This window comes from Hydrogenophaga sp., from assembly GCF_019635465.1.
In the GTDB taxonomy this organism is placed as follows: Bacteria; Pseudomonadota; Gammaproteobacteria; order Burkholderiales; family Burkholderiaceae_C; genus Hydrogenophaga.
This window is the reverse complement of sequence record NZ_JAHBZK010000003.1, coordinates 29,412-55,472: the sequence shown is the minus strand read 5'-3', so window position 1 is coordinate 55,472 and position 26,061 is coordinate 29,412. Positions and strand designations below refer to the sequence as shown.

General features: G+C 67.3%; 25 protein-coding genes. 20 read left to right on the top strand and 5 right to left on the bottom strand.

Features of this window, described 5'->3' with window-relative positions:
* The first annotated feature begins 307 nt into the window (after positions 1-307).
* Positions 308-1,510 (top strand): aromatic ring-hydroxylating dioxygenase subunit alpha, encoded by a 1,203-nt coding sequence (locus tag KF871_RS03160; protein ID WP_291138191.1) that lies wholly within the window; start codon positions 308-310, stop codon positions 1,508-1,510.
* 52 nt (positions 1,511-1,562) lie between these two features.
* Positions 1,563-2,621, top strand: a complete 1,059-nt coding sequence (locus tag KF871_RS03155) for a TRAP transporter substrate-binding protein (RefSeq protein WP_291138188.1) — start codon at positions 1,563-1,565, stop codon at positions 2,619-2,621.
* Between the two features lie 38 nt (positions 2,622-2,659).
* Here the strand turns inward: KF871_RS03155 and KF871_RS03150 are convergent, their stop codons facing one another.
* On the bottom strand, positions 2,660-3,601 hold the full coding sequence (locus KF871_RS03150) for a LysR family transcriptional regulator (RefSeq protein WP_291138186.1): 942 nt from the start codon (positions 3,599-3,601) through the stop codon (positions 2,660-2,662).
* Positions 3,602-3,690: 89 nt separating this feature from the next.
* Here KF871_RS03150 and KF871_RS03145 point away from each other — a divergent pair, with 89 nt between their 5' ends.
* The 4 genes from KF871_RS03145 to KF871_RS03130 all read left to right on the top strand — a co-directional run bounded on the left by KF871_RS03145 (position 3,691) and on the right by KF871_RS03130 (position 7,193).
* Complete coding sequence (locus tag KF871_RS03145; RefSeq protein ID WP_291138183.1) at positions 3,691-4,644, top strand: PDR/VanB family oxidoreductase; 954 nt, start codon at positions 3,691-3,693, stop codon at positions 4,642-4,644.
* A 16-nt stretch (positions 4,645-4,660) separates the two neighbouring features.
* The gene (locus KF871_RS03140) at positions 4,661-5,191 is read left to right on the top strand and encodes a TRAP transporter small permease (RefSeq protein WP_291138180.1); all 531 of its coding nucleotides are present in this window, start codon (positions 4,661-4,663) and stop codon (positions 5,189-5,191) included.
* A gap of 12 nt (positions 5,192-5,203) precedes the next feature.
* Positions 5,204-6,505, top strand: coding sequence for a TRAP transporter large permease (locus KF871_RS03135; RefSeq protein ID WP_291138177.1), 1,302 nt, complete (start codon positions 5,204-5,206; stop codon positions 6,503-6,505).
* 79 nt (positions 6,506-6,584) lie between these two features.
* On the top strand, positions 6,585-7,193 hold the full coding sequence (locus KF871_RS03130) for a DNA-3-methyladenine glycosylase I (protein ID WP_291138175.1): 609 nt from the start codon (positions 6,585-6,587) through the stop codon (positions 7,191-7,193).
* A 1-nt stretch (position 7,194) separates the two neighbouring features.
* Here KF871_RS03130 and KF871_RS03125 read toward each other — a convergent pair whose 3' ends face one another.
* A complete protein-coding gene (locus KF871_RS03125; RefSeq protein WP_291138172.1) occupies positions 7,195-8,061 on the bottom strand; it encodes a LysR family transcriptional regulator in 867 nt (288 codons plus the stop codon).
* A gap of 140 nt (positions 8,062-8,201) precedes the next feature.
* Here KF871_RS03125 and KF871_RS03120 point away from each other — a divergent pair, with 140 nt between their 5' ends.
* Together KF871_RS03120 and KF871_RS03115 are read left to right on the top strand one after the other, a co-directional pair.
* Entirely contained in the window at positions 8,202-8,645 is a 444-nt protein-coding gene (locus KF871_RS03120) for a VOC family protein (protein ID WP_291138704.1), read from the top strand.
* A gap of 174 nt (positions 8,646-8,819) precedes the next feature.
* The gene (locus KF871_RS03115) at positions 8,820-9,875 is read left to right on the top strand and encodes a hypothetical protein (RefSeq protein ID WP_291138169.1); all 1,056 of its coding nucleotides are present in this window, start codon (positions 8,820-8,822) and stop codon (positions 9,873-9,875) included.
* Positions 9,876-9,906: 31 nt separating this feature from the next.
* On the opposite strand, the gene KF871_RS03110 is transcribed toward KF871_RS03115, so the two are convergent.
* Entirely contained in the window at positions 9,907-10,329 is a 423-nt protein-coding gene (locus KF871_RS03110; RefSeq protein ID WP_291138166.1) for a PH domain-containing protein, read from the bottom strand.
* 144 nt (positions 10,330-10,473) lie between these two features.
* Between KF871_RS03110 and KF871_RS03105 the strand changes: the two genes are divergently transcribed.
* Complete coding sequence (locus KF871_RS03105) at positions 10,474-10,773, top strand: flagellar basal body protein (RefSeq protein ID WP_291138163.1); 300 nt, start codon at positions 10,474-10,476, stop codon at positions 10,771-10,773.
* A gap of 178 nt (positions 10,774-10,951) precedes the next feature.
* Entirely contained in the window at positions 10,952-11,350 is a 399-nt protein-coding gene (locus tag KF871_RS03100; protein WP_291138160.1) for a DoxX family protein, read from the top strand.
* 39 nt (positions 11,351-11,389) lie between these two features.
* Here the strand turns inward: KF871_RS03100 and KF871_RS03095 are convergent, their stop codons facing one another.
* A complete protein-coding gene (locus KF871_RS03095; RefSeq protein WP_291138157.1) occupies positions 11,390-11,884 on the bottom strand; it encodes a plastocyanin/azurin family copper-binding protein in 495 nt (164 codons plus the stop codon).
* Between the two features lie 242 nt (positions 11,885-12,126).
* Here KF871_RS03095 and KF871_RS03090 point away from each other — a divergent pair, with 242 nt between their 5' ends.
* The 3 genes from KF871_RS03090 (at position 12,127) to tcuB (ending at position 15,748) form a co-directional block, all read left to right on the top strand.
* Positions 12,127-13,080 carry a LysR substrate-binding domain-containing protein gene (locus KF871_RS03090; RefSeq protein ID WP_291138154.1) on the top strand — a complete coding sequence of 318 codons (954 nt, stop codon included), beginning with the start codon at positions 12,127-12,129 and terminating at the stop codon, positions 13,078-13,080.
* Positions 13,081-13,179: 99 nt separating this feature from the next.
* The gene (tcuA, locus tag KF871_RS03085; protein WP_291138151.1) at positions 13,180-14,592 is read left to right on the top strand and encodes an FAD-dependent tricarballylate dehydrogenase TcuA; all 1,413 of its coding nucleotides are present in this window, start codon (positions 13,180-13,182) and stop codon (positions 14,590-14,592) included.
* Entirely contained in the window at positions 14,579-15,748 is a 1,170-nt protein-coding gene (gene tcuB, locus KF871_RS03080) for a tricarballylate utilization 4Fe-4S protein TcuB (protein WP_291138148.1), read from the top strand. The genes tcuA and tcuB overlap by 14 nt, the downstream gene beginning before the upstream one ends.
* On the opposite strand, the gene KF871_RS03075 is transcribed toward tcuB, so the two are convergent.
* Complete coding sequence (locus KF871_RS03075) at positions 15,745-16,680, bottom strand: LysR substrate-binding domain-containing protein (protein ID WP_291138145.1); 936 nt, start codon at positions 16,678-16,680, stop codon at positions 15,745-15,747. The genes tcuB and KF871_RS03075 overlap by 4 nt on opposite strands.
* Positions 16,681-16,836: 156 nt before the next feature.
* Between KF871_RS03075 and KF871_RS03070 the strand changes: the two genes are divergently transcribed.
* The 7 genes from KF871_RS03070 to KF871_RS03040 all read left to right on the top strand — a co-directional run bounded on the left by KF871_RS03070 (position 16,837) and on the right by KF871_RS03040 (position 26,049).
* On the top strand, positions 16,837-18,087 hold the full coding sequence (locus KF871_RS03070; RefSeq protein ID WP_291138142.1) for an ABC transporter substrate-binding protein: 1,251 nt from the start codon (positions 16,837-16,839) through the stop codon (positions 18,085-18,087).
* Positions 18,088-18,170: 83 nt separating this feature from the next.
* The gene (locus KF871_RS03065) at positions 18,171-19,046 is read left to right on the top strand and encodes a branched-chain amino acid ABC transporter permease (protein ID WP_291138138.1); all 876 of its coding nucleotides are present in this window, start codon (positions 18,171-18,173) and stop codon (positions 19,044-19,046) included.
* 11 nt (positions 19,047-19,057) lie between these two features.
* Positions 19,058-21,592, top strand: a complete 2,535-nt coding sequence (locus tag KF871_RS03060) for a branched-chain amino acid ABC transporter ATP-binding protein/permease (RefSeq protein WP_291138135.1) — start codon at positions 19,058-19,060, stop codon at positions 21,590-21,592.
* A 23-nt stretch (positions 21,593-21,615) separates the two neighbouring features.
* Positions 21,616-22,002: a cupin domain-containing protein gene (locus KF871_RS03055; RefSeq protein ID WP_291138132.1), complete on the top strand. Its 387-nt coding sequence runs from the start codon at positions 21,616-21,618 to the stop codon at positions 22,000-22,002.
* On the top strand, positions 22,002-23,462 hold the full coding sequence (locus tag KF871_RS03050) for an aldehyde dehydrogenase family protein (protein ID WP_291138129.1): 1,461 nt from the start codon (positions 22,002-22,004) through the stop codon (positions 23,460-23,462). The genes KF871_RS03055 and KF871_RS03050 overlap by 1 nt, the downstream gene beginning before the upstream one ends.
* 51 nt (positions 23,463-23,513) lie before the next feature.
* Positions 23,514-25,292 (top strand): thiamine pyrophosphate-binding protein, encoded by a 1,779-nt coding sequence (locus tag KF871_RS03045; RefSeq protein ID WP_291138126.1) that lies wholly within the window; start codon positions 23,514-23,516, stop codon positions 25,290-25,292.
* A 34-nt stretch (positions 25,293-25,326) separates the two neighbouring features.
* Positions 25,327-26,049 (top strand): SDR family oxidoreductase, encoded by a 723-nt coding sequence (locus KF871_RS03040; protein ID WP_291138123.1) that lies wholly within the window; start codon positions 25,327-25,329, stop codon positions 26,047-26,049.
* Positions 26,050-26,061 lie beyond the last annotated feature (12 nt).

Genomic DNA, 26,061 nt, shown 5'->3' with positions numbered 1-26,061 from the left:
TGTGACAAAACGCGACGTTAGCACGGCGAAGCTGGCGCGCCGTGTGCGCTGTTCACCAGCGGGTGGTGCGCATGCCCGGTCTGTTGCGCGCAGCCATCGCCCCCTTTATCGGCGAAGGCCATAACGCGTATCCGTATTTCCAACTTGCCGTGCTTGCGCGGGGCCCCTAACCTGCGCCGCAAACACAAACCGATGGAGACAAACGGACCCGACCCCGGGCCGTGAAGCGCATGCCGCCCCGGCGCCGCCAGGGCCTGGCGCGCGCTGCCGTCTCCGACCCACCGCCGCCCGCCAGGAGTCCGAGACGATGACCATCCCCATTCACCCCGTACCGCTTGACGAAGGCACCGGCTACCAGCGCAAGCGCGTGTCGCACGAAGGCCGCCTGACCGAGGTGGGCCGGGGCACACCGATGGGCGAGCTGCTGCGCCGCTACTGGCACCCGGTGGGTTTGAGCACCCATGCCACCGACACCCCCCGCGAGGTGCGCATGCTGGGCGAGGACTTGGTGCTGTTTCGCGACAAGCTAGGCCGCGCCGGCCTGCTGCACAACCGCTGCTGCCACCGCGGCACCACGCTGTACTACGGCCGGGTGGAGGACCGGGGCATCCGCTGCTGCTACCACGGCTGGCTGTTCGACACCGAAGGCCGCTGCGTCGAGCAGCCCTGCGAGCCCGACGGCGGCGCCCCGCACCGCGAGCGCGTGCGCCAGCCCTGGTACCCGGTGCAGGAGCGTTACGGCCTCATATTTGCCTACATGGGCCCGCCCGATCGCAAGCCGGTGCTGCCGCGCTACGACGCGCTCGAAGAGCTCGACCCCGGCGAGTTCATCGACGTCGACGACACCAGCATCGGCAGCGGCGGTGGCGCCATCGCGCCCTGCAACTGGCTGCAGCACTACGAGAACGTGGTCGATCCGTTTCACGTGCCGGTGCTGCACGGCAACTTCAGCGGCACCCAGTTCACGCCGGCCATGAACCTCATGCCGCAGGTGCAGTTCGACACCACCGAACGCGGCGTCAAGGTCTTCAGCACCCGCCAGCTCGACGGCGGCAAGGTGATGCGGCGCACCACCGAGGTGGTGTTGCCCACGCTGCGCGTGGTGCCCAACCCTTATGTGGGCAAGTACGGCAAGGTCGAATCCATCGGCTGGACCGTGCCCATCGACGACACGCACTACCGCATCTACACCGCCGCCCGCGTGACCAAACCGGGCGAGATCCTTCCGCGCGCGCCCGACGCCGCCAAGCGCCCGCGCTGGGCCGACATGACGCCCGAGCAGCGGCGCGAATTCCCCACCGACTGGGAAGCCCAGGTCGGCCAGGGCCCGATCACGCTGCACGGCGAGGAACACATGGCCACCAGCGACCGCGGCATCGTCATGCTGCGGCGCATGCTGGCGCGCCAGGTCGATGCCGTCGAACGGGGCGAAGACCCGATCGGCGTGCACTTCGACGAGGCCTCGGCCTTTGTGCGCCTCGAGGCCGGCCAGTACGTCGACCCGGCCTGAGCGCCATCGATCCCAACGCATTGCCCCACCACAACCACGACAGGAGACAAGCATGCAACGACGACACCTCATGGGGGCTGCAATGGCCCTGGCCAGCGCCTGTGCCGGGCTGCTCGGCGCCACTTCGGCGCAGGCGCAGGACACGGTCACCCTGCGCTACGCCACCTTTCTGCCCCCGGGTGGCCTGTTCACCGCGCCCGACGGGGCCATGGGGCGCTGGGCCAAGTCGGTGGAGGAGGCGTCGGGCGGCGCGGTGAAGATCCAGATCCTGCCGGGCGGCACGCTGGGTGCGGCCGGGCGCAACCCGGGCGCGCAGCTCAAGCTGGTGACCGATGGCATCGCCGACATCGCCTTCGTCATCCCGTCGACGACGCCGGGGCGCTTTCCGGACGACAACCTGTTCGGCCTGCCGGTGACCGAGAGCGCGGCCGAAGGCTCGCTGACCTTCTGGAAGCTGCACGAGCAGGGTCTGATGCGCGGCTACGACGACAAGTCGTTCTACATCATCGGCCTGCTGGTGAACCCGCCCAATGTGCTGCACACCAAGCAGCCGGTGAACAAGCTCGAAGACCTGCGCGGCCTGCGCCTGCAGGCCAGCGGTGCCGAGCAACAGGAACTGGCGCGCGCCCTGGGTGCCACGCCGGTCGGCACGGTGTCGGTGCGCGAGGCGGCCGAAGCCATCAGCCGCGGCGTGGTCGACGGCACGCCCAAGGACTGGCTGGCCCTGCACTCGTTTCGCATTGCCGACGCCGCGAGCCACCACGTGAACATTCCGATGGGCGCGTCCACCATCATGTTTGCGATGAACCGCGCCAAGTACGACAGCCTGCCACCCAAGGCGCGCGAGGCCATCGACCGTTTCAGCGGTGAGCCCTTCGTGCGCATGACCGGCAAGATGTTCGACGAGTACACCGCGGTGCGCCACAAGGAGACCCTGGCCGACAGCAAACGCACCGTGATCGACCTGCCGCCGGCCGAGCGCGAGCGCTGGGACAAGGCCATGGCGACAGTGAGCGACGCCTGGCGCCAGCGCGATGCCTACAACGAGAAGCTCTGGCAGGCCTTCCTCAAGACCCGCACGCAGGTGCGGGCCGATCTGGGCATGAAGTGAGGCGTGGCGAGCGACGTGTCGCCGCCACCGGACGGGCGTCAGGCCGCGATGGCCTGGGTGCCCGCCCGCGCCGCCTGCAGGATCTCGTCGCGCAGCCAGCGCAGGCCCGGGTCGTCCTCGGTGCCGCGGTCCCAGTACAGGCAGGAGCGATAGCCCTCGATGTGCACCGGCAGTGGCAGCGTCTGCAGGCGATTGGCAAACAGCCGCGCCAGCCGGGCCGGAAACACCGAGATCATGTCGCTGCGCGCAATCACGTCGGCCGCCTGGTCGAAGCTGGGCATGGACAGCTGCACGAAGCAGCGCCGGCCCAGCCGGGACACGCTCTGATCGAGCGCGCTCTCGACCCGCGGATCGCGAAAACCGAAGAACACATGCGGATAGCCGCAAAACGATTCCAGCGCGTCGACCCCGGTGCGAAAACCCGGGTGGTCCTGGCGCGTGACCAATACGAAATGCTCTTCGAACAACACCGCCGAATGCAGGCCGGGCGCGATGCTCGGCTCAGGCGCGCAACCCAGGTCCACGTCGCCGCGGCGGATGCGCTCGAACAGCGTGTGGAACTGCGGCGGCTCCCAGGCGATGCGCACGGTCGCGTTCATCGCGCGCAGCCGCTCCATCAACGGCGAGAGGATCAAACGGCTGCTGTAGTCGCTGCCGGCCAGCCGGAAGATGCGGTCCGACGCGGTGGGGTCGAAGTGGTGGCCGATCTCGAGCAGGCGCCCCATGCGGGTGATCAGCTCGGCCACCGGCTCGGCCATGGACAGCGCCAGTGGCGTGGGCGTGACGCCGCTGGCGGTGCGGCGAAACAGCGGGTCGCCAAAGGTGCGCCGCAGCTTCGCCAGCGAGCCACTGACCGCGGGCTGGCTCAGGAACAGACGCGACGCAGCGCGCGAGACGCTGCGCTCCCGCATCAGCGCGTCGAAGGTGCGCAGCATGCCGATGTCGAGTGCGCGCAGATCGATGCGGGGTGGTTTGCTCATGCGGGCCTGGGGTTCGGGTGGGTGGTCGCGTCGAATCGCGGCACGCCCGGGCGGCGATTCTGTCGCAATCGCTTCGCTGAGGGGTGCGCATGGAATTGAGCCTGCGCGTGATGGCCATCGAGTGGCAGGCCGAGGGCATCCTGTCGCTGCGCCTGCAGGCCGCGGGCGGCGCGCCGCTGCCGGGCTACAGCGCCGGGGCACACCTCGACCTGCACCTCGCGCCCGGCCTGGTGCGCAGCTACTCGCTCATCGATGGCTACCCTGGGGATGCGCCCACGGCCTACCGCGTGGCGGTGGCGCTCGACGCCCGCACGCGCGGCGGCTCGCGCCACGTGCACGAGAAGCTGCGGGTGGGCGAGTGGGTGCGGGCCAGCCTGCCGCGCAACCACTTTGCGCTGGTGGAGGACAGCCCCTTCACCCAGCTGGTGGCCGGCGGCATCGGCATCACGCCGCTGATGGCCATGGCCGATCGCCTGCAGGCGCTGGGCCGCGCCTGGCGTCTGCGCTGGTGCGTGCGCAGCGAAGACCAGCTGCCGTTTCGCGACTGGTTGCAGCGGCACGCGTCGCACATCGACTTGCACATCGATGCGCGCGATGGCGGGGTGTGGGCCGGGTGGTCAGGCCTGATCGACGGTCTGCCCGTCGGCGCCCACATCTACGCCTGCGGGCCGGCGCCGATGCTGGTGGCCTTTGAGCAGGCGACGCAGGCGCTGGCGTCATCGCAGGTGCACCTGGAACGCTTCGGCGCCGCGCCACCACCACCGCAGGCCGGGGACGCGGTCTTCACAGTGCGGCTGCAACGCAGCGGCCGCACCGTGACGGTGGCACCCGAACAAACGGTGCTCGAGGCCTTGCAGGCCGTCGGCATGGACCCGCCAAGTTCCTGTCTGCAAGGCGTCTGCGGCGCGTGCGAGACACGCGTGCTGGCGGGCGTGCCGGACCATCGCGACCTTGTGCTGTCCGAGCAGGAGCGTGCGCGCGGCGACACCATGATGATTTGCTGCTCGCGTGCCAAAACGACCGAGATCGTGCTCGACCTTTGAGCCCCCAGGAGACCCCATGCGCCATCTGGACCCCGCCCTGCGCCGCTTCGCCAACACCCTCGCGGCGGCGGGTTTGTGCCTGTTGTTCCTCAATGCCATTGCGACCGTGCTGGACGTGCTGGGCCGCTTTCTGTTCAGCGCGCCAATCGACCGGCTCAGCGATGTGTCGATGCTGGTCTACATCCTGGCGGCGGCGTGCTGCGTGCCCGCGGCCACTTCGCAGCGGCGCCACATCACCATCCGCCCTTTCGAGGGCAAGTGCCCGCCGCGCGTGTACGCGGCCATCGAGGCTTTTGCGTCTGCCTTGCTGTTGCTGGTGTGGCTGGTGCTGGCTTACCAGCTCTGGCGCCACACCAGCGAACTGCACGCGGTGCGCCAGACCCTGTCGCAGCTGCCGATCGAGGTCGCGCCGTTCTGGCTCGCGGTGGCCATGGCGATGAGCTTCAACGCCCTGCTCGAAGCCTTGAACCTGTGGCGATTGCTCGGTACCGCGCTGGGCCTTCGTCCGCCCGAACTGGGCGCCAGCGCCGACGCCACCTTGCTCTGACCCGGGACCCCCATGTCACCCACCACCGTCATCGTGCTCGGCTTCGCCGGCCTGTTCGCCCTCATCCTGCTGCAAGTGCCCATCGGCGTGGCCATGATGGTTGCGGGCGCGGCCGGGTTTGCCGCCATCGTCGGCATCGACCCGGCCCTGTCCATGTTCGGCGGCGAAATCGCGGCCTCGTTCTCCAGCGCCGACCTGGCGCTGATCCCGGTGTTCCTGCTGATGGGCAACTTCGCCAGTGCGGCGGGGCTGTCGACCGACCTGTATCGCCTGTCTGACGCCTTCGTCGGGCACCGTCGCGGCGGGTTGGCGCTGGCCACGCTGGGTGGCTGCGCCGGCTTCGGCGCCTTGTGCGGCTCGTCGCTGGCCACCGTGGGCACCATGCACCGCGTGGCCTATCCCGAGATGCTGGCGCGCGGCTACCCACCGCACTTCGCGGCCGGCACCATCGCGGTCGGCGGCACGCTGGGCATTCTGGTGCCGCCCTCGATCATCCTGGTGGTGTATTCGGTGCTGGCCGAGACCTTCGTGATCGATCTCTACGTTGCCGCGCTGATCCCCGCGCTGATGGCGGTGCTGTTCTATGCCGCTGCGGTGCTGCTCTACGGCTTGATGCACCGCGACGCCATGCCCGCCGCACCCCGGCTGGGCTGGGGCGAGCGCTGGCAGGCGGTGCGTCAGGCCACGGCGGTGGTGACGCTGGCGCTGCTGGTCATCGGTGGCATCTACCTCGGTGTGTTCACCGCGCTGGAGGCGGCCTCGGTGGGCGCGGTGCTGGCCTTCGTGGCCTACCTGTGGCGGCGCGGCTGGAACCGCTACGAGGTGTTCAAGCTCATCGGCGAGACGGCGTCCGTCACCGGCATGATCTACGTGATGGTGATCGGCGCCTCGGCGTTCAACTACTTCGTCACCGTCAGCGGCGTGGCCGACCTGTTCATGGAAATGGTCAACGCCACCAACCTGCCGCCCTGGGGCGTGATCGCGCTGATCCTGGTGGCCTATATCGTGCTCGGCGCCTTCTTCGACGAAGTGGCCACCATGCTGATCACGTTGCCGTTCGTGCTGCCCCTGATCATTTCCTGGGGCTACGACCCGCTGTGGTGGGGCATCGTCAACGTCACCGTGATCATGATCGGCCTGTTCTGTCCGCCGATTGGTCTGAACGTGATGGTGATGCACGGGCTGGTGCGCAACGTGCCGCTGCGGCGCATCTATGGCGGTGTCATGCCCTTCCTGCTGGCCGACTTCCTGCGGCTGGGCCTGTTGGTGGCGTTCCCCGTGATCGCCACCTGGTTGCCCACGGTCATGCGCTGATCGCAGACGCGTGCCGCGATTCGCGGCGACACTCGGCCGGTTTGCGGGGCCCACCCGCCTCCTTTGCCGAAAGCCCACCATGAGCCCACTCCTGCCCGGCCCCGACGGCCGCCTGCGCTGCCGCTGGTGCGCAGGCGTGCCCGAATTCCTGCCGTACCACGACCGCGAGTGGGGCTTCCCCGTGGCCGACGACGTGCGCCTGTTCGAAAAGCTCAGCCTGGAAGCGTTCCAGTCGGGCCTGAGCTGGCGCACCATCCTTGCCAAGCGCGAGAACTTTCGCGCCGCCTTCGCCGGCTTCGAATTCGATCGCGTGGCACGCTTTGACGACCGTGACGTGCAGCGCCTGCTGGCCGACGAAGGCATCGTGCGCCACCGCGGCAAGATCGAGGCCGTGATCCACAACGCGCGCTGTGCGCAGGACATGGTCGCGCAGGAGGGCTCGCTCGCGGCGTACTTCTGGCGGCACGAGCCCCGGGCCGACGAGCTCGGCACGCCGCAGACCGCATCGACCTCGCCCACCTCCATCGCGCTGTCCAAAGACTTGAAGAAGCGCGGCTGGAAGTTCGTCGGGCCCACCACCGTGTTCGCCTTCCTGCAGGCCATGGGTCTGATCAACGACCACGCCGAAGGCTGCGTGGTGCGCGACGAAGTGGCGCGCGCGCGGCGTCGGTTCAAGCCGCCGCGTTGAGTCAGTCGGCGCCGTAGACCTCGCGCAGCAGCTGCGCGAGTTGCTGCACCGGCTCGGCCGCGTCGGCCCTGTGCACCAGGCCGATCTCGCGCTCGAAGGCGTGCGCACCCAGGTCCAGCGCGTGCACGCCCGCGGGCCAGCGCCGCCGCCCGGTGGTGAGAGGCACCAGCGCCGCACCCAGGCCGCTGGCCACGAGTTGGGCCAGGGCTTCGGGCTCGTCCACCTCGCAGACCTCCTGCACGCTCAGGCGCTGTGCGCGCAGGAAGCGGTCGACCTGGCGGCCACCGAACGAGGTGCGGTCGTAGCGGATGAAGGGCAGCTCGGCCAGCAGCTGGCGCCAGTGTTTGCCGGTGTACTTGCGCGGCACCAGCAGCTGAAACGGCTCGCGCGCCAACGTGCTCCAGCGCAGATCGCTCTGCAGGGCAAAGGGTGGGCGGATGATCACCGCCGCATCGATCTCGCCCGCGTCGACCAGGTTGAGCAGGGCGGACGACACACCGGGCGCCACCCGCGTGCGGCTGCCCGGGCGCTGGCGGTGAAAACGCGCAATCGCCGCAGGCAACAGCGACTGCTGCACCGACGCAATGGCGCCCAGGTGCACGAAGGCGGCCGGGCCGCGTGCGCGCTGGCGCGCGCCCAGCTGGCCGTAGAGCTGCAACAGCTCCTGCGCCTGGGCCAGCGTCTGCAGGCCGCGCGCATTGAGCCGCGCCGAGCGGCCCGTGCGCTCGAACAGCGCGAAGCCCAGCTCGTCCTCCAGGCGCTTCATCTGGGCGCTCACCGCGGCCTGGGTCAGCCCGACGGCGTCACCGGCGGCGGCGAAGGTGCCCTCGCGCGCCACCGCCATCAGGGTCTTGAGTTCGCGGATCATGGTCAAAGATTATTGATGCTCGGTGCAAATATCGTTTGATTTTCTTTTGGCTCGGCAAGGCCTAGCATCGACGCCCTCTTCTCCCCCTTGCGCTTGCGCGCCCAAACGCCATGTCCACCGCCACCGCCGACCGCCCGGTCATGACCGCACCCACCACCAACCCGGCACCGCTGTCGCCCTTTCACCTGGCCTTCCCGGTGCACGACCTGGCGGCCGCGCGCCACTTCTATGGCGAAATGCTGGGTTGCCCCGAAGGCCGCAGCTCGCCCGAGTGGATTGACTTCAACTTCTATGGCCACCAGATCGTCGCCCACCTGGCGCCCGAGGCCTGCGGCAGTGCCGCAACCAACGCGGTCGATGGCCACGGTGTGCCGGTGCGCCACTTCGGCATCGTGCTGCCCATGGCCGACTGGGAAGCCATGGCCGAGCGCTTGAAAAGCCTGGGCACCGCGTTCGTGATCGAGCCCTACATCCGCTTCAAGGGTCAGCCCGGCGAGCAGGCCACGATGTTCTTCCTCGACCCCTCGGGCAACGCCATCGAGGTCAAGGCCTTTGGCGACATCAACAAGCTGTTTGCCAAGTGAGCGGCGGCCCAGCTGGCCCTGGATGAATCTGCTCGTGAGCGCGTGAGGGCTCACCCGCTCTGAATGTTGTGCGTTGGGGGAACGCTCGGTCATCGGTCGTTACGTAGCGAGGCGGTATGTGCCGCTCTACACGAAAGTTGGCCTGTGAGACCGTTTCAATCCGCGCGGGGAACGATGCCCCGGGGCCCCATCGTCGACAGACTGTCTGCGCTTGCTGCAACGGAACCCGACATCGGCACCGCCGAGGCGCGGGCGGATGCGACTCGACTCAAGGACCAGCTGTTGCCGTCCGACGTTGTGTCCCGCAGGGCGTTCCTTGGCCTGGCACCGCTGGAGCCGCAAACTCGCACGATCAGCCTGAAGACCTACGTCGCGTTCGTGGTCGGCGCCTGGGCGCTGAGCCAATCGATGGATCGTCGGTCCATCAATCACAAGAGCAGCGCCGCGGACGACTTCTCCCGCGGGCGGGCGCTGGCCAGCAGGTTTGCCAACCGCTATGCGGCCGTCAAACAGGGCGATTCGCGTCAAGTCTGGTATGCGAAAGAGCTTTTGTACGCCGGGACCGGGACCTGCGATCGCCACGCTGCGCTCAATTTCGTGCTCATCGGCGCGGGCTTGAAACACATTTACGACGAGTTTCCAGCTTTGCGAGCGCACTTACCGACGGTGGAGATGGTTTCTGATCCGACCGCTGGAGAGCGTCTGGGTGGGCCCGTGCACGATGCGCACGTGTTTGTGGTGGTCAAGGGCGATGGCGATCCAGTGTTGGTGGATAGCTGGGTGCCGTTCCCCAGGCTGGGATTGGCCGGCGACGGGGTATGCCGCGCCAGCCTGTCTTTGTATTCGTTTGATGTGATTCGGGACCCGCATACATTGCCCGGCGACGTCCTGGCGCAACTCGATGCACTGGCCGAGGCCGGATCGTCAGAACCACCGCCGCAGATGCTCTCCGATGCGCACTATGCCGACCCAAGCCATTGGTGCACCAGCAATGGACAGCGCCTGCGGGGCTGGCAGATGGTGGACGCGCTGCGGGAGGACTGCGCCACGGTCTACACGTGTGGCGACCTGCACTTCGATCCGGACCACATGTGCGCTGAGGCCCTGGCCATGCGCAAACGTTGGGTTCAGGAGGCCACCCATGCGCTGACCATCGGGGAGCAATCACCGATCCGCGGCGCGCCGGCGTTCAGCCCGTTGCGGCGCAACCCAGTTCCCGACGGCAATTGAGCGGTAGCTTCAGGCCCGTTTGCGGGCCTGTTCAGCGGCGCGCCAGCGCCTGCTCCTGGGCCTCCACAAACGCCTTGCGAAAGCCGATCGGGTTGGAGATGCCGGGAATGGGCGCCTGCGGGTCGCCCGCACCGGAAACCATCAGCGTGCCGTAGTCGAAGATGCGGCCCAGCACGCCCTGGTCGACCTGGATGCTCTCGACCTTGTTGATGTTGATCTCGACCGTGCGCCGGCTGATGAAGCCGAACTTGGCGATCACGCGTTTGTTGGTGATGGCCAGCTCGGTCGTCTTGTAGCGGATCCAGGCGGTCAGCCAGAACAGCAGGCCCACGCCGAACAGCGGCAGCAGCAACAGCCCGATCAGCAGCAACGAAGACATCGACCACAGGCTGACGTTGCCCACGTGCACCACGCGTTCGTCCTGTGTCAGCACTTGTTCAACGTAGCTCGCCATGGGGACTCCTGGTTGTGGGGGTCGGGGGTCGGTGCGCAGTGTATCGATGGCGGTGGGCCCGCGCCCTCAAGTTGGCGCTGCGCGTGCCGATACACCCCGTAGGCGGCGCATGGCCTGCGCCGCACCCTGACCACGGAGCCCGCCATGATTTCAGCGCTGTCCACCGCCACCTCGGGCCTGCAGGCCGCCTCGCTGCGCCTGGACGCGTCGGCGCACAACGTCGCCAACGCCATGACGCCCGGCTTCCGGCGCGAAGAGGTCAGGGCCAGCGCCCGCGCCGAAGGTGGCGTGGAGGCTCACACCGAGCGCGCAGCCAGCCCGGGCGTGTCGCTGGAGCAGGAGGTGGTCGACCAGATGGCCGCGGCGCTCAGCTTCAAGGCCAATGTGAAGGTCATCGAGACCGTGGACCGAACGCTCGGGCGCCTGTTCGACGAAAAGGCCTGAGGCGCACCGCGCAGCTTGCCGTCACGCCCGCGCGGCGCGCCCTGCCGCCGGCTGACCGTGTGCAAGCCCGCGCGCGATGACAATGCGCGCGAGCCGGGAACCCGGCTCCCCGGTGGCCGATCCTTCAGGGTCACCCGACGGCATCGCTCGGTGCCTTTTTCCTTTGTCATCTCGCTTCATGAACCAACTCAACGCCCTCTTCGACCACCCGCGCGCTGGCGCCCTCATCCTGCGCTGGACCTTGGCCCTGCTCCTGCTGCTGCACGGCTGGGCCAAGATCACCAACGGCGTGGGCGGCATCGAAGGCATGCTGGTGGCGCGCGGCTGGCCGGGCTGGATCGCTTACGGCGTCTACCTGGGCGAAGTGCTCGCGCCGCTGATGCTGCTGGCCGGCTTCTGGGTCGTGCCGGCCGCACTGGTGATCGCCACCAACATGGTCATTGCGCTGTGGCTGGCCCACATGGGCCACTGGCTGCAGCTGAGCAATTCCGGGGGCTGGCGGCTTGAGCTGCAGGCCTTCTTTCTGGTGTCGGCGCTGGTGGTGGCGTTTACGCACCGCCTGGGCGGCACGCGCTGAACGGCCAGGCAGTGCGGGTGCGGCCATGGCCGCGCGCGGTCACTTCACCGTCAACAGGGTCCACATGCCCAGCGCATAGTGGCCGGCGATGTTGCAGTAGAGGACGTATCGCCCCGGTTTCATGCTCAGCGTGAGCGAGCCCTTCTGACCCTGCGCCAGCTCGGCCACCTCACCCAGGTGCCCGGCGGCGTCTTCGTCCACCTTCTGCGCGGCCTTGTTGTACGGCAGCGGCGTGCGTTCGTCCTTGACGGGCGAGACCACCATCTCGTGTTCCATGACGGTGGAGTCGTTGGTGACGTTGAAGGTCACGTCACCCGCCGGCACGGTGGCTGTCGATACCGAGATGCCCATCGGCCCGTTGGGCATGTGGCCCGCTTCCATGCCCATCATCGGGCCACGTTCCAGCATGGCCATCGACATGGCCCCCCGGTCCCAGAGCGAGACCTTCACCACGGCCGGGCGAGCCTGCGCCTGCCCGCCCACCAACCCCATCGCCAACGTGGCGGCCAACGCCACCCAGCTTCTGCGTGTCATGCCCATGGTCGTTCCTTTCGAGAGGATCGCGCGCCCACATGGGCGCACGGGCATGCTGGACCTCGTGGTGGCGGAGGTGTTGACCTGGATCAACGCGGGATCGGCCTCTGGCCACGTGACGCGATGGATGGCAAGGCATCGGGTTCGCAGGGCAATGCCTTGCAACTGCGCTGCAGCGGATGCAACGACAATGCCGCTCGGCGCGCCTGGGGCCCATCGACCGCAGCGCACCATTCGACACCATGGAACTTCGTCAACTGCGCTATTTCGTCCGTGTCGTCGAGCTCGGCTCGATGAGCCGTGCCGCCACCGAGCTGGACATGGCCCAATCCGCGCTCAGCCAGCAGATCAGCCGGCTGGAGAGCGAGCTGAGCACGCGACTCTTTCAGCGCACGCCGCGTGGCGTGTTGGCCACCGAGGCCGGCATGGCGTTTTTCCGCGAGGCCAAGCTCACGCTGCGCCATGCCGAGCAGGCGGTGCGCGCGGCGCAAGCTGCGCGACTGTCGGGTTCCGTGAGCGTGGGTCTGGCGCCCACCACCGCCGCCGTGCTGGGCCTGCCGTTGATGCAGGCCATGCGCGAGCGCTACCCCGACGTGCGACTGCACCTGGTGGAGGGCATGTCGGGTCACCTGGCGGCACAGCTCAAGGCGCGCGAGATCGACATGGCGGTGCTGTTCGATCCGCGCTCGGGCGCCAGGGCGCAGGCGCCGGTGGATCGCCTGTTGGAGCGGCAACCCTTGTTCACCGAGGACCTGTTCCTCGTGTCACAGGGGCGCCGTCGTCGCCCGGCGCGCTTGAAGCTGCGCGATCTCGCCAACGAGGCGTTGATCCTGCCCACGCACCCCCACGGGCTGCGGCTCACGCTGGACGCCGCGTTCGAGCGCGCTGGCATCACGCCGCACGTGGTGATGGAAGTCGACTCGCTTTCCATGGTGATGGCCGCCGTGGATGCCGGTCTGGGCAGCAGCTTGCAGCCTTATGCCGCCGTGCACGGATTCCCAGACGCCGCGCAGCGGTTTCGCCTCTCGCTCATCGACGACCCGCAGGTTCGCCGCACCAACCTGCTGTGCAGCCTGTCAGAGGATGAGCTCTCGCCCGCAGCGCTGGCCACGCGCGTGGTGGTTGTGGATTGCGTCAAGCGGCTCATCGAAGGCGGTACCTGGCCGGGCACCCGGCTGTGGCATCACGAAAACTGATACCCCCATGACGCAGGCCGGGTTCACCGGCGTTCGATCAGGGCATAGAGTCGCCGCCAGCGCGGGTGAACGGTCATCGGCGCTGATTCCGAAGGCGCCATGGATATCGATGTATTGGTGATCGGCGGCGGCAACGCGGCCTTGTGTGCAGCCCTCATGGCCCGGGAAGCAGGCGCCAGTGTGCTGCTGCTGGAGGCGGCGCCGCGTGCCTGGCGCGGTGGCAACTCCGCCCACACGCGCAACCTGCGCTGCATGCACGACGCTCCGCAAGACGTGCTGGTCGATGCCTACCCCGAAGAGGAGTACTGGCAAGACCTGCTCAAGGTGACGGGTGGCATCACCGACGAACACCTCGCGCGACTGACCATTCGAGCTTCGTCGACCTGCCGCGACTGGATGCGCAGCCACGGCGTGCACTTCCAGCCGCCGTTGTCGGGTGCGTTGCACGTGGCGCGCACCAACGCCTTCTTCATGGGGGGTGGCAAGGCCCTGGTGAACGCGTACTACCGAAGCGCCGAGCGTCTGGGTGTGAAGATCCGCTACGAAGCCCCGGTGGAGCGCATCGACGTGCAGGACGGTCGCTTTCTGGCGGCCCACCTCAAGAACGGTGAGCGCCTCACGGCGCGCACCTGCGTGCTGGCCGCCGGGGGGTTCGAATCCAACCGCGGCTGGTTGCGCGAGGCCTGGGGCCGCAACGAACGCGGGGAGTGGCCGGCCGACAACTTCCTGATCCGCGGCACCGCCTTCAACCAGGGCGTGTTGCTCAAGCACCTGATCGACGACCACGGGGCCGACCGCATCGGTGACCCGACGCAGGCCCACATGGTGGCCATCGACGCGCGCGCGCCGCTCTACGACGGTGGCATCTGCACGCGCATTGACTGCGTGTCGTTGGGCGTGGTGGTGAACCGCGACGCGCGCCGCTTCTACGACGAGGGCGAGGACTTCTGGCCCAAGCGATACGCCATCTGGGGTCGTCTGGTCGCACAGCAGCCCGATCAGATCGCCTACTCCGTGATCGACGCCAAGGCCATTGGCCGCTTCATGCCGCCCGTGTTCCCGGGCGTCAAGGCCGACAGCCTGCCCGAACTCGCGCGCCAGCTGGGCCTGGACGAGACCACCTTCATGCAGACCCTCAACGACTACAACGCCGCCTGCCGCGTGGGTACGTTCGATCACACCGCGCTCGACGATTGCCACACCGATGGTCTTGCGCCGGCCAAGACGCACTGGGCGCGGCCGATCGACACCGCACCGTTTTACGGCTACGCCCTGCGCCCGGGCGTCACCTTCACCTATCTGGGCCTCAAGACTGACGACACCGCCGCCGTGCGGTTCAACGGCGTGCCCAGCGACAACCTCTTTGTGGCCGGCGAAATGATGGCCGGCAACGTGCTGGGCAAGGGCTACACCGCGGGCGTGGGCATGTCCATTGGCACGGCCTTCGGTCGCATTGCCGGCACCCGCGCCGCCGCGGCCGCCGTGAAAGGGGTGGCTCATGCAGTCGCTTGAAGCCCTTGCGCGTGACGCGCGCGCGCTGGCGCAGGGAGAACCGCTGTCCGCACCCGAGACCGAGGTGGCGCGCCAGCTGCAGATCTGCAACGCCTGCCGCTACTGCGAAGGCTTTTGTGCGGTGTTCCCGGCCATGACGCGCCGGCTCGAATTCGGCAAGGCCGAGGTGCACTTCCTGGCCAACCTGTGTCACAACTGCGGTGCCTGCCTGCATGCCTGCCAGTACGCGCCACCGCACGACTTCGCCGTGAACGTGCCGCAGGCCATGGCCCAGGTGCGTGGCCAGACCTATGCCGATTACGCCTGGCCGCCGGCACTGGGTGTGCTCTACCAGCGCAACGGGCTGGTGCTTTCCGTGGCACTGGCGCTGGCATTGGCGCTGTTCTTGATGATGGCCGCCGCCACGCAAGGATCGTTGTGGAGCCACGCCTCAGCGGGTGACTTCTACCGCGTGTTTCCACACAACCTGCTGGTATCGATCTTTCTGCCGGTGTTCGCCTTTGTGGTGTTTGCGCTCGCCATGGGGGTGCGCCGCTTCTGGCGCGACATCAAACCCGTCACCGGTGCGGTGGACGTGAAAGCGCCCGCGGCGGCCGAGGCCGCACACGATGTGTTGCGGCTGAAGTACCTGGACGGTGGCCACGGCGATGGCTGCCACAACGACGACGACGCCTACACGCTCTCGCGGCGGCGCTTGCACCACCTCACTTTCTATGGCTTCCTGCTGTGTTTTGCGGCCACCAGCGTGGGCACGCTCTACCACTACCTGTTCGGTTGGGTGGCGCCCTATGACCTGCCCAGCCTGCCCAAGCTGCTGGGTGGCGCCGGGGGCTTGATGCTGATGGCCGGCACGGCGGGTCTGTGGCGGTTTAACCGGCGACGCCACCCGCTGCACGGCGATGCCGCGCAAAAGCCGATGGACCTGGGCTTCATCGCCCTGCTGTTCCTGACCAGTGCCAGCGGCCTGCTGCTGTGGTGGGGTCGTGCCACCCCTGCGATGACGGTGCTGCTGTGCCTGCACCTGGGCGCGGTGATGGCCCTGTTCGCCACGCTGCCGTATGGGAAGTTCGCGCACGGCGTGTTTCGAACCGCCTCGCTGCTGCGTCACGCGGTGGAGCGGCGCTTGCCCAACCCGATCGGTCTGGGTTCGGACTAGCTCAGGTTCACGCCGCGCCAGACGCCGTCGCGCACCAGGTCCTTCACGGTATCGCGCAGTTCGCTGCGCACCACCGCTGCGGCTGGCGACAGGCGCGCCGGTTCCACCGAATAGAGATAGTTCGGCCGCTTCATGTCGGCGTCCGAGAAGGCCAGCGTGCGCCAGCGCTCACGCATGCGACCCTCCAGCAAGGCCGCCGCCATGGGCTTGATGGTGGCGCCCAGGCCATCTCGCACACAGCTCATCAACAGCGACAGGGAGTCGATTTCCGCCACCACGTGCGCCGTCAAACTGCGCTGTTCAAACTCGGTGGTGATACGGCGACGCAGGCCGTGAATGCTGGTCGGCAGGATCAGCGGCAAGGCCGCTGTTTCTGCGCAGCTGATCTTCACACGCCGCTGAGGCACCAGATCGCTGTCCTGCGGCAGCATCACAAACAGCGCTTCCTCGACCAGTGGTTCGCACGGGAGGTCGGGCACCGCGTCGCGGCTGAACAGGATGGCCAGATCGAGCTGACCCATTCGCATCATCTGGGCCAGGTGGCCGCTCATGCCTTCCACCACGTTCAGCACGATGCCGGGGTACTTCTCGCGGATGCGCCGCATGAAACTCACACCGACCGCGCACACCGTGGTGGCGGCAAGGCCCACCGAGACCATGCCGTGCACCGAGCCTGGGTCCTGCCGGGCGATGCTCAAGGCCTGCTCGAGCTGGCGCAGCATGAAGCGCGCGTGGTGATGCAAGGCGGTGCCGCTTTCGGTCGGTGTCACGCCCTTGGCCGTGCGGATCAGCAGGGGCTTTCCAACCTCCGCTTCGAGCTTGGCGATCTGCTGGCTCAAGGCGGGCTGAGCGATGAACAGTTGGCGTGACGCCTTGGCGAGGCTGCCGCTCTCGACAATCTGGACGAAGTATTTGAGCTGACGAAAGTCCATGTGGCTGGCGGACGTCTGCAGGCGTCCGGTGAGGGTTTTCAGGGCTATAGGATTTTCTTCTATCCAATCTCGGAAAACAGTATTTTTCACTCTGACTGGTGCTTCCTATCATGCCTCCCGCAACAAGGTGAAAACCCCAAAACGAGGAGACAAGACGTGGACAAGACACAGGACATGGGAACGCAGCGTCGCACGCTGCTCAAGGCCGGCGCATTGGTCGCTGGCAGTACCGCGCTGGGGCTTCCCGCCTTTGCGCAGGGCAACGAACCGATCCGCATCGGCCATCTCACGCCGTTGACGGGCTTCCTGGGCGCACTCGGTAGCTACGCAGTGCAAGGCATCAAGATGGCGGTCGAAGAGGTCAACGCTGCGGGTGGCGTCAATGGTCGGCAGATCGAGCTCACCAGCGAAGATTCGGTGAACCCGCAGACCGCATCGAGCAAGGCGCAACGAATGATCGAGCGCGAGAAGGTGCACGTGCTGATGGGCGAGATCAACTCCGCATCGGCACTCACCATCTCGCAGGTGGCCGCGCGCAACAAGGTGTTGTTCATGAGCATCGGTGCACGCTCGGATGCCCTGCGCGGCAAGGACTGCAACCGCTACACCTTCCACGTGGACATCCCTGTCACGGTGATGGTCAACGCCGCAGGGGAAGCCTTGCTACGCCAGGGCCTGGTCAAGGACAAGAAGATCTTTGCGCTCACCTCCGACTACCTGTTCGGGCACGACCTGTCGCGTGCGGCCAAGCGCTTCTTCACCAACAATGGCGGCACGGTGATTGGCGACGAACTCGTGGCCACCGACCTGACCGACTTCAGCCCGCAGCTGCTCAAGATCCGTCAGGCCCGGCCCGACCTGATTGCCACCAACCTCGGGGGCAACCAGGTCACCAACTTCGTCAAGCAGTACGCCGAGTTCGGTCTGAAGTTCCCGGTGGCGGGTTTCAACCTGAACACCGCCGACGCCTGGGCCGCGGGTGAGGGCAACCTGGGTGGCATCTGGCCCACGGTCTGGCACCACGAGATCAAGACACCGGGCACCCAGTCGTTTGTCGAGCGCTTCACCAAGAAGTACGGCCGCATGCCTGAGAACCACGCGTGGATCGAGTACGTCTCGCTCATGATGATGGTGCAGGCGATGAAGGAGACGAAGTCGACCGACACCGACAAGCTGATCGCGTACTTCGAGTCCGAGGCGCAGTTCGACGTGCTCAAGTCGCGCAAGGCCTACTTCCGCAGCTGGGACCACCAGCTCATGCAGGAAGCCTATCCCTTCACGGTGAAGCCCAAAGGCCAGTCCAAGGGCCCGCAGGACTTCCTGCTGTTCGGTGATGCGGTGCCCGCACCGAACGAACCGCTGGAGAAGCTCGCGCCGACACGCTCGGAGAGCGCTTGCAAGATGTGACGCGCCACCACGTGATGCGCTGATTCACACCGGCCGACGTCGCTTGTCTGCGGCGTCGGCGTCATCACTCCTTCCGCCATTCCATGGAAATCGTGTTCTTGCTCGAACAGGTCGTCAACGGCCTGGTGCTCGGGGGCTACTACCTGCTGCTCGCGCTGGGCCTTTCGCTGATCTTCAGCGTGGGCGGCATCGTGAACCTGTCGCACGGCGCCTTCTATGCGCTGGGTGCCTACTTGTCGCTGGAGGTGATCCGCTTCGCGGGCTTCGGCGCCAGCATCCTCATCACGCCCTTGCTCGTGGGCCTGCTCGGCATCCTGTTCGAGCGCTACCTGCTGCGCCGCTTCTACACCGCCGACCCGATCCTGAGCCTGCTGGTCACCTTCGGCCTGGCCCTGGTTGCCGAGCAGGCGCTGCGCATGATCTGGGGCTCGGCCCCGTTGCCATCGAACATGCCGGCGGCCTTCAAGGGCAACGTGTTGGTGGGCGAGTTCCTGTTCTCGCGCTACCGCCTGTTCATCCTGGCGGTGGTGATCGTTGTGATGTCGGGCATCTGGTTGCTGCTGCACAAGACAGCGTTCGGACGCGTGGTGCGCGCGGGCGTGCAAAAGCCCGACATGGTGGCGGTGCTGGGCATCCGGCTGCAGCCCTACATGACCGCCATCGTCGTGCTGGGTGTGGCCACGGCCGCGCTGGGTGGTGTGCTGTTCGGCCCCATTGCCATGGTGCATCCGGCCATGGGCATGGAGATCATGACCGTGGCGTTCGTTGTCGTGGTGATCGGCGGGCTTGGCAGCTTCTGGGGTGTGGTGCTGGCCGCGTTCCTGGTGGGCGTGGTGCGTGGCGTCACCACGCACTTTGTGCCAGCCGCCAGCGAAGCGTCGATGTACGTGCTGATGTTCCTGGTGTTGATGTTCCGTCCGCGTGGCCTGCTGGGTGAGCGCATCGAGCGCTTCGAGTGAGAAACAGAAGAATGAGTGCCTTTCTGACACCCAAATACCGTGTGCTGTGGATCGCCGGTGCTTCCCTGGTGCTGCTGCCGCTGGTGTTCCAGGCCATCGGCCTGACGCTGGACGCCGCGACTGTTGTCGTCATCCTCGCGCTGGCGGCCATGGGGCTGAACCTGCTCGTGGGCTACACCGGCCTGGTTTCCTTCGGGCATGCGGCCTGGTTCGGCATCGGCAGCTACGCCGCGGGGTTGGCGCAGGTGCACTGGTTTCCCAATCAGATGCTGTTGCCCATGTTGTTCGCGGTGCTGTTCACGGCGGCGTTGTCGCTGGTGGTCGGCTTCCTGATCCTGCGCCGGCGCGGTGTCTACTTCTCGCTGCTTACCCTGGCCCTGTGCGCGCTGACCTTTGCCGTCTCGTTTCGCTGGACGAGCCTGACGGGTGGCGAAGGTGGACTGGGAGGCATTGAGCGCGCGCGGTTCGGTCCCATCGACCTGAATGGCCACCTGAGCTATTACGTGTTTGCGGCGGTCGTGGCCTTCGTGGTCGTGTGCGCGCTGTACCGCGTGGTCCGCTCGCCGTTCGGGCACGTGCTCGTGGCCATCCGCGAGAACCAACAACGCGCCACGTTCCAGGGCTACGACGTGAACCGCTACAAGCTGCTGGCCTTCGTGCTGTCCGCTTGCGTGACCGCATTGGCCGGCTCGCTGCTGGTGTTCCTGCACCGATTGGCAGCCGCCGAATCCACGGCGGTGCATTTTTCGGGCGAGCTGCTGGCCATGGTCGTCATTGGTGGCATGCACAGCTTCCTGGGGCCGGCACTGGGGGCGTTGTTCTTCCTGCTGTTCCGCGAACTGTTCTCGATGTGGACCGACAACTGGCTGCTGTACTTCGGCCTGATCTTTGTCGGCTTCATCATTTTTTCGCCCGCAGGCCTGGCCGGCATCTGGGCCCAGATACAGCGCCGCCTGCACCCGCCGCCCAACGACAGCGCCGCCATGAGCAAGCGCAAGATCTACGAGGGCCTGCCCCTGCCCGCCTTCCTGCGGCCCGCCCGCCGCGAAGGGACGGTGCTCGAAGCCCAGGCCGTGGACATGCGCTTTGGCGGCATCCAGGCCGTGCGCGGGGCCAACCTTGCGGTGCAGGCCGGTCAGATCCACGCGCTCATCGGCCCCAACGGCGCGGGCAAGACCACCACCTTCAACCTGATCTCCGGCATGTTCGCGCCCAGCGCGGGCTCGGTGAGCCTGCACGGCCAGCCGATTCACCACTTGCCACCCGACCGCATCTGCCAGCAGGGCCTGGCGCGCTCGTTCCAGATCACCAACCTGTTCAAGGGGCTGAGCATCCAGGAGAACCTGCGCCTGTCGCTACAGGCCCGTCACCCGGCGCGCTTCAACTTCTGGCGCGACATCGACAGCTTCCCGACCATCCAGGCAGAAACCGCCGAACTGATGAAGTTCCTCGGCCTGGAGGGCATGGAATCGGTGGGCGGTGGGGATCTTTCCTATGGTGGCCAGCGCCTGGTGGACCTGGGCATTGCGCTCGGCTCCAAGCCGCAGGTGCTGTTGATGGACGAACCGCTGGCCGGGCTGGCCGCGGCCGAGCGCGAGCGCGTGTCGCGCCTGGTGGCCACCATTGCCAGCAACATTCCGGTGCTCATCGTCGAGCACGACATCGACCGGGTGCTCGCCCTGTCTCACCGCGTGACGGTGATGAACCAGGGCGAGGTGCTCATGAGCGGCACGCCCGACGCCGTGCGCGACGACGAGCGGGTGCAGGCCATCTACACCGGCAGCGGCACGCCCCCAGTCACTGGCCGCAGCGACGTCGCAAGTGGTCAACGGCCCCTGGTGCTCGACTTCCACCAAGTCAACGCCTTTTACGGCAAGAGTCACATCCTCAACGACGCCAGCCTGCAGGTGCGCCAGGGCGAGATCGTGGCGCTGCTGGGTCGCAATGGGGCGGGCAAGTCCACCTTGCTCAAGAGCCTGGTGGGCCTGGTGCCGCCGGCCAGTGGCCGCGTGGTTTTCAACGGTCGCGACATTGCCGGATTGGCTGCGCCCGACATCGCGCGCCTGGGCATCGGTTATGTGCCGCAGGGTCGCGGCCTGTTCGCGGGCATGACGGTGGCCGAAAACCTGGCACTGGGCCGACTGGCCCGTCCCACCGATGGGCGCACCGGTGTGGTCTGGGACGAAGAGAAGATCGTCGAGTACTTCCCGCGCATCCGCGAGCGCATGCACATCGCAGCCGACTACCTGTCGGGTGGTGAGCAGCAGATGGTGGCGGTGGCGCGCGCGCTGTCGGGCAATGTGCAGCTGCTGTTGCTCGACGAGCCCTTCGAAGGCCTGGCCCCCACCGTGGTGCAGGAGCTGTTCACCGTGTTTGACCGCTTGCGCCAGCATGTGTCCATCGTCATCGTGGAGCACAACCTCGACCTCGTGCTGGCCCTCGCCGACCGCGTGTATGCCCTCGAGCGCGGCGCGGTGTTCCACGAAGGGCCCGCCGAGCCCTTGCTCACCGACCTCGATTACCGCAAGAAGATCCTGTGGCTGTGAGGCCCGGACAAGGAATGACAACCATGAACCAAAAACAAGGCCCCCGTCTGCTGCTGGAAAAAATGGCGCACCTGCCCTGGAAGGAATATCCGGGCCACTTCGGTGGTGCGCTCTCCAAGGAGCTCGCCGGTCCCGACACCACCGGCAGTTCGCGGGTGGACTTCCGCATCTCGCGCTATGCGCCCATGGCTAGCGTGCAGGAGCATGTGCACAAGGTGCAGGAACAGATCTACTACGTGCTGGAAGGCGAGGGCGTGCTCACGCTGGACGATCAGCGTCACCTCATGCACCCGCACGACTATGTGTTCGTGCCGCCGGGCGTGCGCCACAGCTTCACCAACACCGGGACCGCGGGGCTGGTGTTCCTCGTGATCACCACGCCGGCGTCGGACGAAGAGGAGGTGCTGTGATGGAGCGCCAGGCAAACGCCGTACAGGAAGCGGATCGCCATGGCGTGCTGCGCCAGCTCATCAATGGTCAATGGGTGGATGGCGAGGGCGTGCGCGTGACGGTGCGTGACAAATACTCGCAGCAGCCGTTCGCGACCCTGACGCAGGCCGATGCGGCCCAGGTACAGCGTGCCGTGGAACTGGCGCACGCCGCCTTCCGGGCAGGTGTGCCGTCGGCCTACGAGCGCGGCGTTGTGCTCGACCGCGCTGCGACCTTGCTGGAGGCCCGCGCCGATGCGTTTGTGCGAGCCATGCAGCGCGAGGCGGGCTTTACCCAGAGCGACGCCATGGGCGAGGTGCGCCGCTGCCTGCAAACGCTCAAGCTGTCGGCCGACGAGGCGCGCCGTCTGGCGGGCGACGTGATTCCCCTGGCGGGAGCGCCGGGCGCGGCCGGTCGGCTGGGCTTCACCATCCGCGTGCCGCTGGGCGTGGTGGCGGCCATCACGCCGTTCAACTCGCCGCTCAACACGGTGACGCACAAGGTCGCGCCAGCGTTTGCCGCGGGCAATGCGGTCATCCTCAAGCCCTCCACCCACACGCCGCTGACGGCCTGCCTGCTGGCCGAGGTGCTGATGGAAGCCGGTCTGCCACCGGGCTTTCTGAGCGTGTTGCACGGCAGCGGTGACGTGGTGGGCTGGCTGCAGGCCGACCCGCGCGTTCGCTTCTTCGCATTCACCGGCAGCACCGAAGTGGGTCGCCTGATCCAGCAGGCCGCCGGCCTGCGGCGCACGCAGATGGAGCTGGGGTCGATTGCCTGCACCATTCTTTGTGAGGACGCACGCCTGGACGCGGCCCTGCCCAAGATCGTCAACGCGGGTTACCGCAAGGCCGGTCAGGTTTGCACCTCGGTGCAATTGCTGCTGGTGCATGAATCCCTGCAAGCCGAGGTGGAGCAGCGGTTGGCGTCGATGGTGCAGGCCCTGGCGTATGGCGATCCCTCCGACGACAAGACCTTCGTCGGCCCGGTCATCAGCGAGGACGCCGCCATTCGCATCGAAGCCTGGATCGAGGAGGCCATGGCCTCGGGCGCCAAACGCCTGGCCGGCGGCGCGCGCCAGGGTGCCGTGGTGCCGCCCACGCTGCTCACCAACATTCGCGACGACATGCGCGTGGGCTGCAGCGAGGTGTTCGGCCCGGTGGTGTGCGTCGTGCCGTTCAAGACGCTGGCGCAGGCCGTCGCGCGGGTGAACGCCACACCCTTTGGTCTGGCCACCGGCATCTTCACCAACCAGCTCGACGCTGCCTTCGCGGCGGCGCAGCAACTGGAGGTGGGCGGGGTGCACATCAACGAGACATCCAGCTCGCGGGTGGACCTCATGCCGTACGGTGGCTCCAAGGACAGCGGCTTCGGCCGCGAAGGCCCGCGCTACGCGGTACACGAAATGACGGAAGAGCGCGTGGTGACCTTCACCACCAACTGACCGGCGACGAACGACAGACAGCGAACGATTGACAGAGAACGGAACACTCCCATGCCCAAGATGAAAGGCGGCGAACTGATCGCCCAGTACCTCGTTCAGGAGAAGGTGCCCTATGTGTTCGGCATCTGCGGCCACGGCAACGTCGGCATCCTGGACGCGCTGTACGACGTGAAAGACCAGCTGCAGCTGGTCTCGCCACGCCACGAGCAGTGCGCCGGCCACATGGCCGACGCCTACTTTCGCGTCAAGCACAAACCGGTGGCCACGCTCACTTCCACCGGCCCTGGCTCGGCCAACATGGTGATGTCCTGCGCCACCGCGCTGTCGGACTCGTCGGCCTTCCTGTGCATCACCTCCAACGTGCCCACGTCGCAGCACAACCGCGCGCCGTTCCAGGAGCTGTACAAGCACAACCAGGCCGACTTCGCGCAGGTGATGCGCCCGGTGGTCAAACGCGCCTTCCAGCCCAGTCGTGTCGACATGTTGCCGCTGGCCCTGCGCCAAGCCATGGACACCATGGTCACGGGCCGGCCCGGCCCGGTGAACCTGGACATCCCCTACAACGTGTACCAGGAGGAAGCGGACGTCGAGCTGCCACCCGCCTCGCACATCCACCGCGCTCACCGCCCGGGTGCCAACGACGCCGACGTGGCTACCGCGCTGGACCTGCTGGCCGCCGCGCAGCAACCGGCGCTTTTCATCGGTCACGGGGCCACCTTGTCCGAAGCCGGCGATGAAATCACCGAGCTGGCTGAACGTCTGGGCATTCCGGTCATCACCTCGCCCAACGGCATGGGCTGCATCCGCGGCGACCACCCGCTGGCGCTGGGCTTCATCGGCCGCAACGGCGCCTACCCGGCCAACGAGGCGGGCCGCCGCGCCGACCTGGTGATCACCTTGGGCACACGGTTCGACGACCGCAGCTCGTCCAGTTGGCACGAGGGCTATTCCTGGAACTTTCCCACCACGCGCCTGGTGCACGTGGACATCGACCCGCAGGAGCTGGGCCGCAACTACGCGCCCGATCTCGGCGTGATCGCCGACGTCAAGGTGTTCACGCGGCAGCTGCTCAATGCGCTGGCGCAGCGCCCGGACATCACGGCCAGCCGCTTCGCGCCCTGGCTGGCCCAGGTGCAGGGTTGGCAGGCGCAGTGGGAGGCCTTCGTGCGGCCGCACTTCAGCGACTCCACCAGCCCGCTGCGACCCGAGTTCGTCGTCGGCACCTTGCAGAAGGTCTTGCCGGACGACGTGATCCTCGCGCTCGACTCGGGCGTGCACCACAACTGGTTCATGCAGTTCTGGCAGGCGCGCCGGCCGCAAAGCATGCTCAACAGCTGGGGCTATTCCAGCATGGGCTTCGGTGTCTGCGGGGTCATGGGCGCGCAACTCGCCGCGCCCGACCGGCCCTGCGTGGCGGTGGTGGGCGACGGCGGCTTCACCATGGCGCCGTACGTGCTGTGCACGGCCGTGGAATACAACCTGCCGGTTGTCTGGATCATCTGGAACAACTTCGCCTGGGGCGCCATTCGCGACCTGCAATACGGCCTGTTCGACGGTCGTGAGATCGGCACTGCCTTCTACAAAGGCGAGAGCGGCGAACGCTACAACCCCGACTTCGCTGCCTGGGCCCGCGCCTGTGGCGCCGATGGATTCACCGTGACCCGCCCGCAGGACCTGGCGGCCACCGTGCAACAGGCCCTCAAGAACAAGCGCCCCTGCGTGATCGACGTGCACGTCGACGCCGACGTGCGCCCGCCGTCCACCGGCACCTGGCAGCTACCACCCATTCCCTACAAAGAGCCCATCTACGGCAAGCCCTTCAAGGCCTGATCGGGCCATCACGGATTCAACCAAGGATCTCCCCATGAGCAGAAAAACAGCCCTCGTCTTCGGCGGTACGCGCGGCATCGGCGCGGCGAGCGTGAAAGCGCTCGCCGTCGGCGGCTACGACGTGGCCTACACCTATGTGAGCAGCGCACCCGACCTGCCCGAGCACATCGGCGAGGCGCGCACGCGCGGCTACTCGGTGGACGTGCGCGAGGCCGCGCAGGTGGAGCAGGTGTTTGCCGACGTTCAGCGCGACTTCGGCGGTGCCGTGCACTGCGTGGTGGCCAACGCCGGCATCAACGTGCCACCCGGCCCGCTGGCCACGTTCGATCCGGCGAACTTTCGCAAGCTGGTCGAGGTGAACCTGGTGGGCGCCTTCCACGTGCTGAGCGCTGCCGCGCGCCACGTGGCCGACGGCGGCAACATCATCGGCCTGACCACGTCCATGGTGCGGGTGGCGGTGCCAGGTGGCGGGCCATACACGGCCAGCAAGGCCGCGGTGGAAAGCCTGCTGCGATCGATGTCGAAAGAGCTGGCTGCGCGCAAGGTGCGCGTCAACGGCGTGGCCCCCGGCCCGGTGGACACCGACCTGTTCCGCGCCGGCAAGGACGAGGCCGCCGTCGCGCGCTCGGCCGGCATGAGCCCGTTCAACCGCGTGGGCCAGCCAGACGAGGTGGCCGCCGTCGTGGCTTTCCTCGCGTCGGACGCGGCTTCGTGGGTTCATGGGCAGATCGTGCAACCCAACGGCGGCATGGTCTGACGGCGCGTGGCC

What these genes read in the sequence shown, in the direction of transcription:
- KF871_RS03160 (WP_291138191.1), top strand. Translation starts at nt 308, where the DNA reads ATGACCATCCCCATTCACCCCGTACCGCTTGACGAAGGCACCGGCTAC.
- KF871_RS03155 (WP_291138188.1), top strand. Translation starts at nt 1,563, where the DNA reads ATGCAACGACGACACCTCATGGGGGCTGCAATGGCCCTGGCCAGCGCC.
- KF871_RS03150 (WP_291138186.1), bottom strand. Translation starts at nt 3,601, where the DNA reads ATGAGCAAACCACCCCGCATCGATCTGCGCGCACTCGACATCGGCATG.
- KF871_RS03145 (WP_291138183.1), top strand. Translation starts at nt 3,691, where the DNA reads ATGGAATTGAGCCTGCGCGTGATGGCCATCGAGTGGCAGGCCGAGGGC.
- KF871_RS03140 (WP_291138180.1), top strand. Translation starts at nt 4,661, where the DNA reads ATGCGCCATCTGGACCCCGCCCTGCGCCGCTTCGCCAACACCCTCGCG.
- KF871_RS03135 (WP_291138177.1), top strand. Translation starts at nt 5,204, where the DNA reads ATGTCACCCACCACCGTCATCGTGCTCGGCTTCGCCGGCCTGTTCGCC.
- KF871_RS03130 (WP_291138175.1), top strand. Translation starts at nt 6,585, where the DNA reads ATGAGCCCACTCCTGCCCGGCCCCGACGGCCGCCTGCGCTGCCGCTGG.
- KF871_RS03125 (WP_291138172.1), bottom strand. Translation starts at nt 8,061, where the DNA reads ATGATCCGCGAACTCAAGACCCTGATGGCGGTGGCGCGCGAGGGCACC.
- KF871_RS03120 (WP_291138704.1), top strand. Translation starts at nt 8,202, where the DNA reads ATGACCGCACCCACCACCAACCCGGCACCGCTGTCGCCCTTTCACCTG.
- KF871_RS03115 (WP_291138169.1), top strand. Translation starts at nt 8,820, where the DNA reads ATGCCCCGGGGCCCCATCGTCGACAGACTGTCTGCGCTTGCTGCAACG.
- KF871_RS03110 (WP_291138166.1), bottom strand. Translation starts at nt 10,329, where the DNA reads ATGGCGAGCTACGTTGAACAAGTGCTGACACAGGACGAACGCGTGGTG.
- KF871_RS03105 (WP_291138163.1), top strand. Translation starts at nt 10,474, where the DNA reads ATGATTTCAGCGCTGTCCACCGCCACCTCGGGCCTGCAGGCCGCCTCG.
- KF871_RS03100 (WP_291138160.1), top strand. Translation starts at nt 10,952, where the DNA reads ATGAACCAACTCAACGCCCTCTTCGACCACCCGCGCGCTGGCGCCCTC.
- KF871_RS03095 (WP_291138157.1), bottom strand. Translation starts at nt 11,884, where the DNA reads ATGACACGCAGAAGCTGGGTGGCGTTGGCCGCCACGTTGGCGATGGGG.
- KF871_RS03090 (WP_291138154.1), top strand. Translation starts at nt 12,127, where the DNA reads ATGGAACTTCGTCAACTGCGCTATTTCGTCCGTGTCGTCGAGCTCGGC.
- tcuA (WP_291138151.1), top strand. Translation starts at nt 13,180, where the DNA reads ATGGATATCGATGTATTGGTGATCGGCGGCGGCAACGCGGCCTTGTGT.
- tcuB (WP_291138148.1), top strand. Translation starts at nt 14,579, where the DNA reads ATGCAGTCGCTTGAAGCCCTTGCGCGTGACGCGCGCGCGCTGGCGCAG.
- KF871_RS03075 (WP_291138145.1), bottom strand. Translation starts at nt 16,680, where the DNA reads ATGGACTTTCGTCAGCTCAAATACTTCGTCCAGATTGTCGAGAGCGGC.
- KF871_RS03065 (WP_291138138.1), top strand. Translation starts at nt 18,171, where the DNA reads ATGGAAATCGTGTTCTTGCTCGAACAGGTCGTCAACGGCCTGGTGCTC.
- KF871_RS03060 (WP_291138135.1), top strand. Translation starts at nt 19,058, where the DNA reads ATGAGTGCCTTTCTGACACCCAAATACCGTGTGCTGTGGATCGCCGGT.
- KF871_RS03055 (WP_291138132.1), top strand. Translation starts at nt 21,616, where the DNA reads ATGAACCAAAAACAAGGCCCCCGTCTGCTGCTGGAAAAAATGGCGCAC.
- KF871_RS03050 (WP_291138129.1), top strand. Translation starts at nt 22,002, where the DNA reads ATGGAGCGCCAGGCAAACGCCGTACAGGAAGCGGATCGCCATGGCGTG.
- KF871_RS03045 (WP_291138126.1), top strand. Translation starts at nt 23,514, where the DNA reads ATGCCCAAGATGAAAGGCGGCGAACTGATCGCCCAGTACCTCGTTCAG.
- KF871_RS03040 (WP_291138123.1), top strand. Translation starts at nt 25,327, where the DNA reads ATGAGCAGAAAAACAGCCCTCGTCTTCGGCGGTACGCGCGGCATCGGC.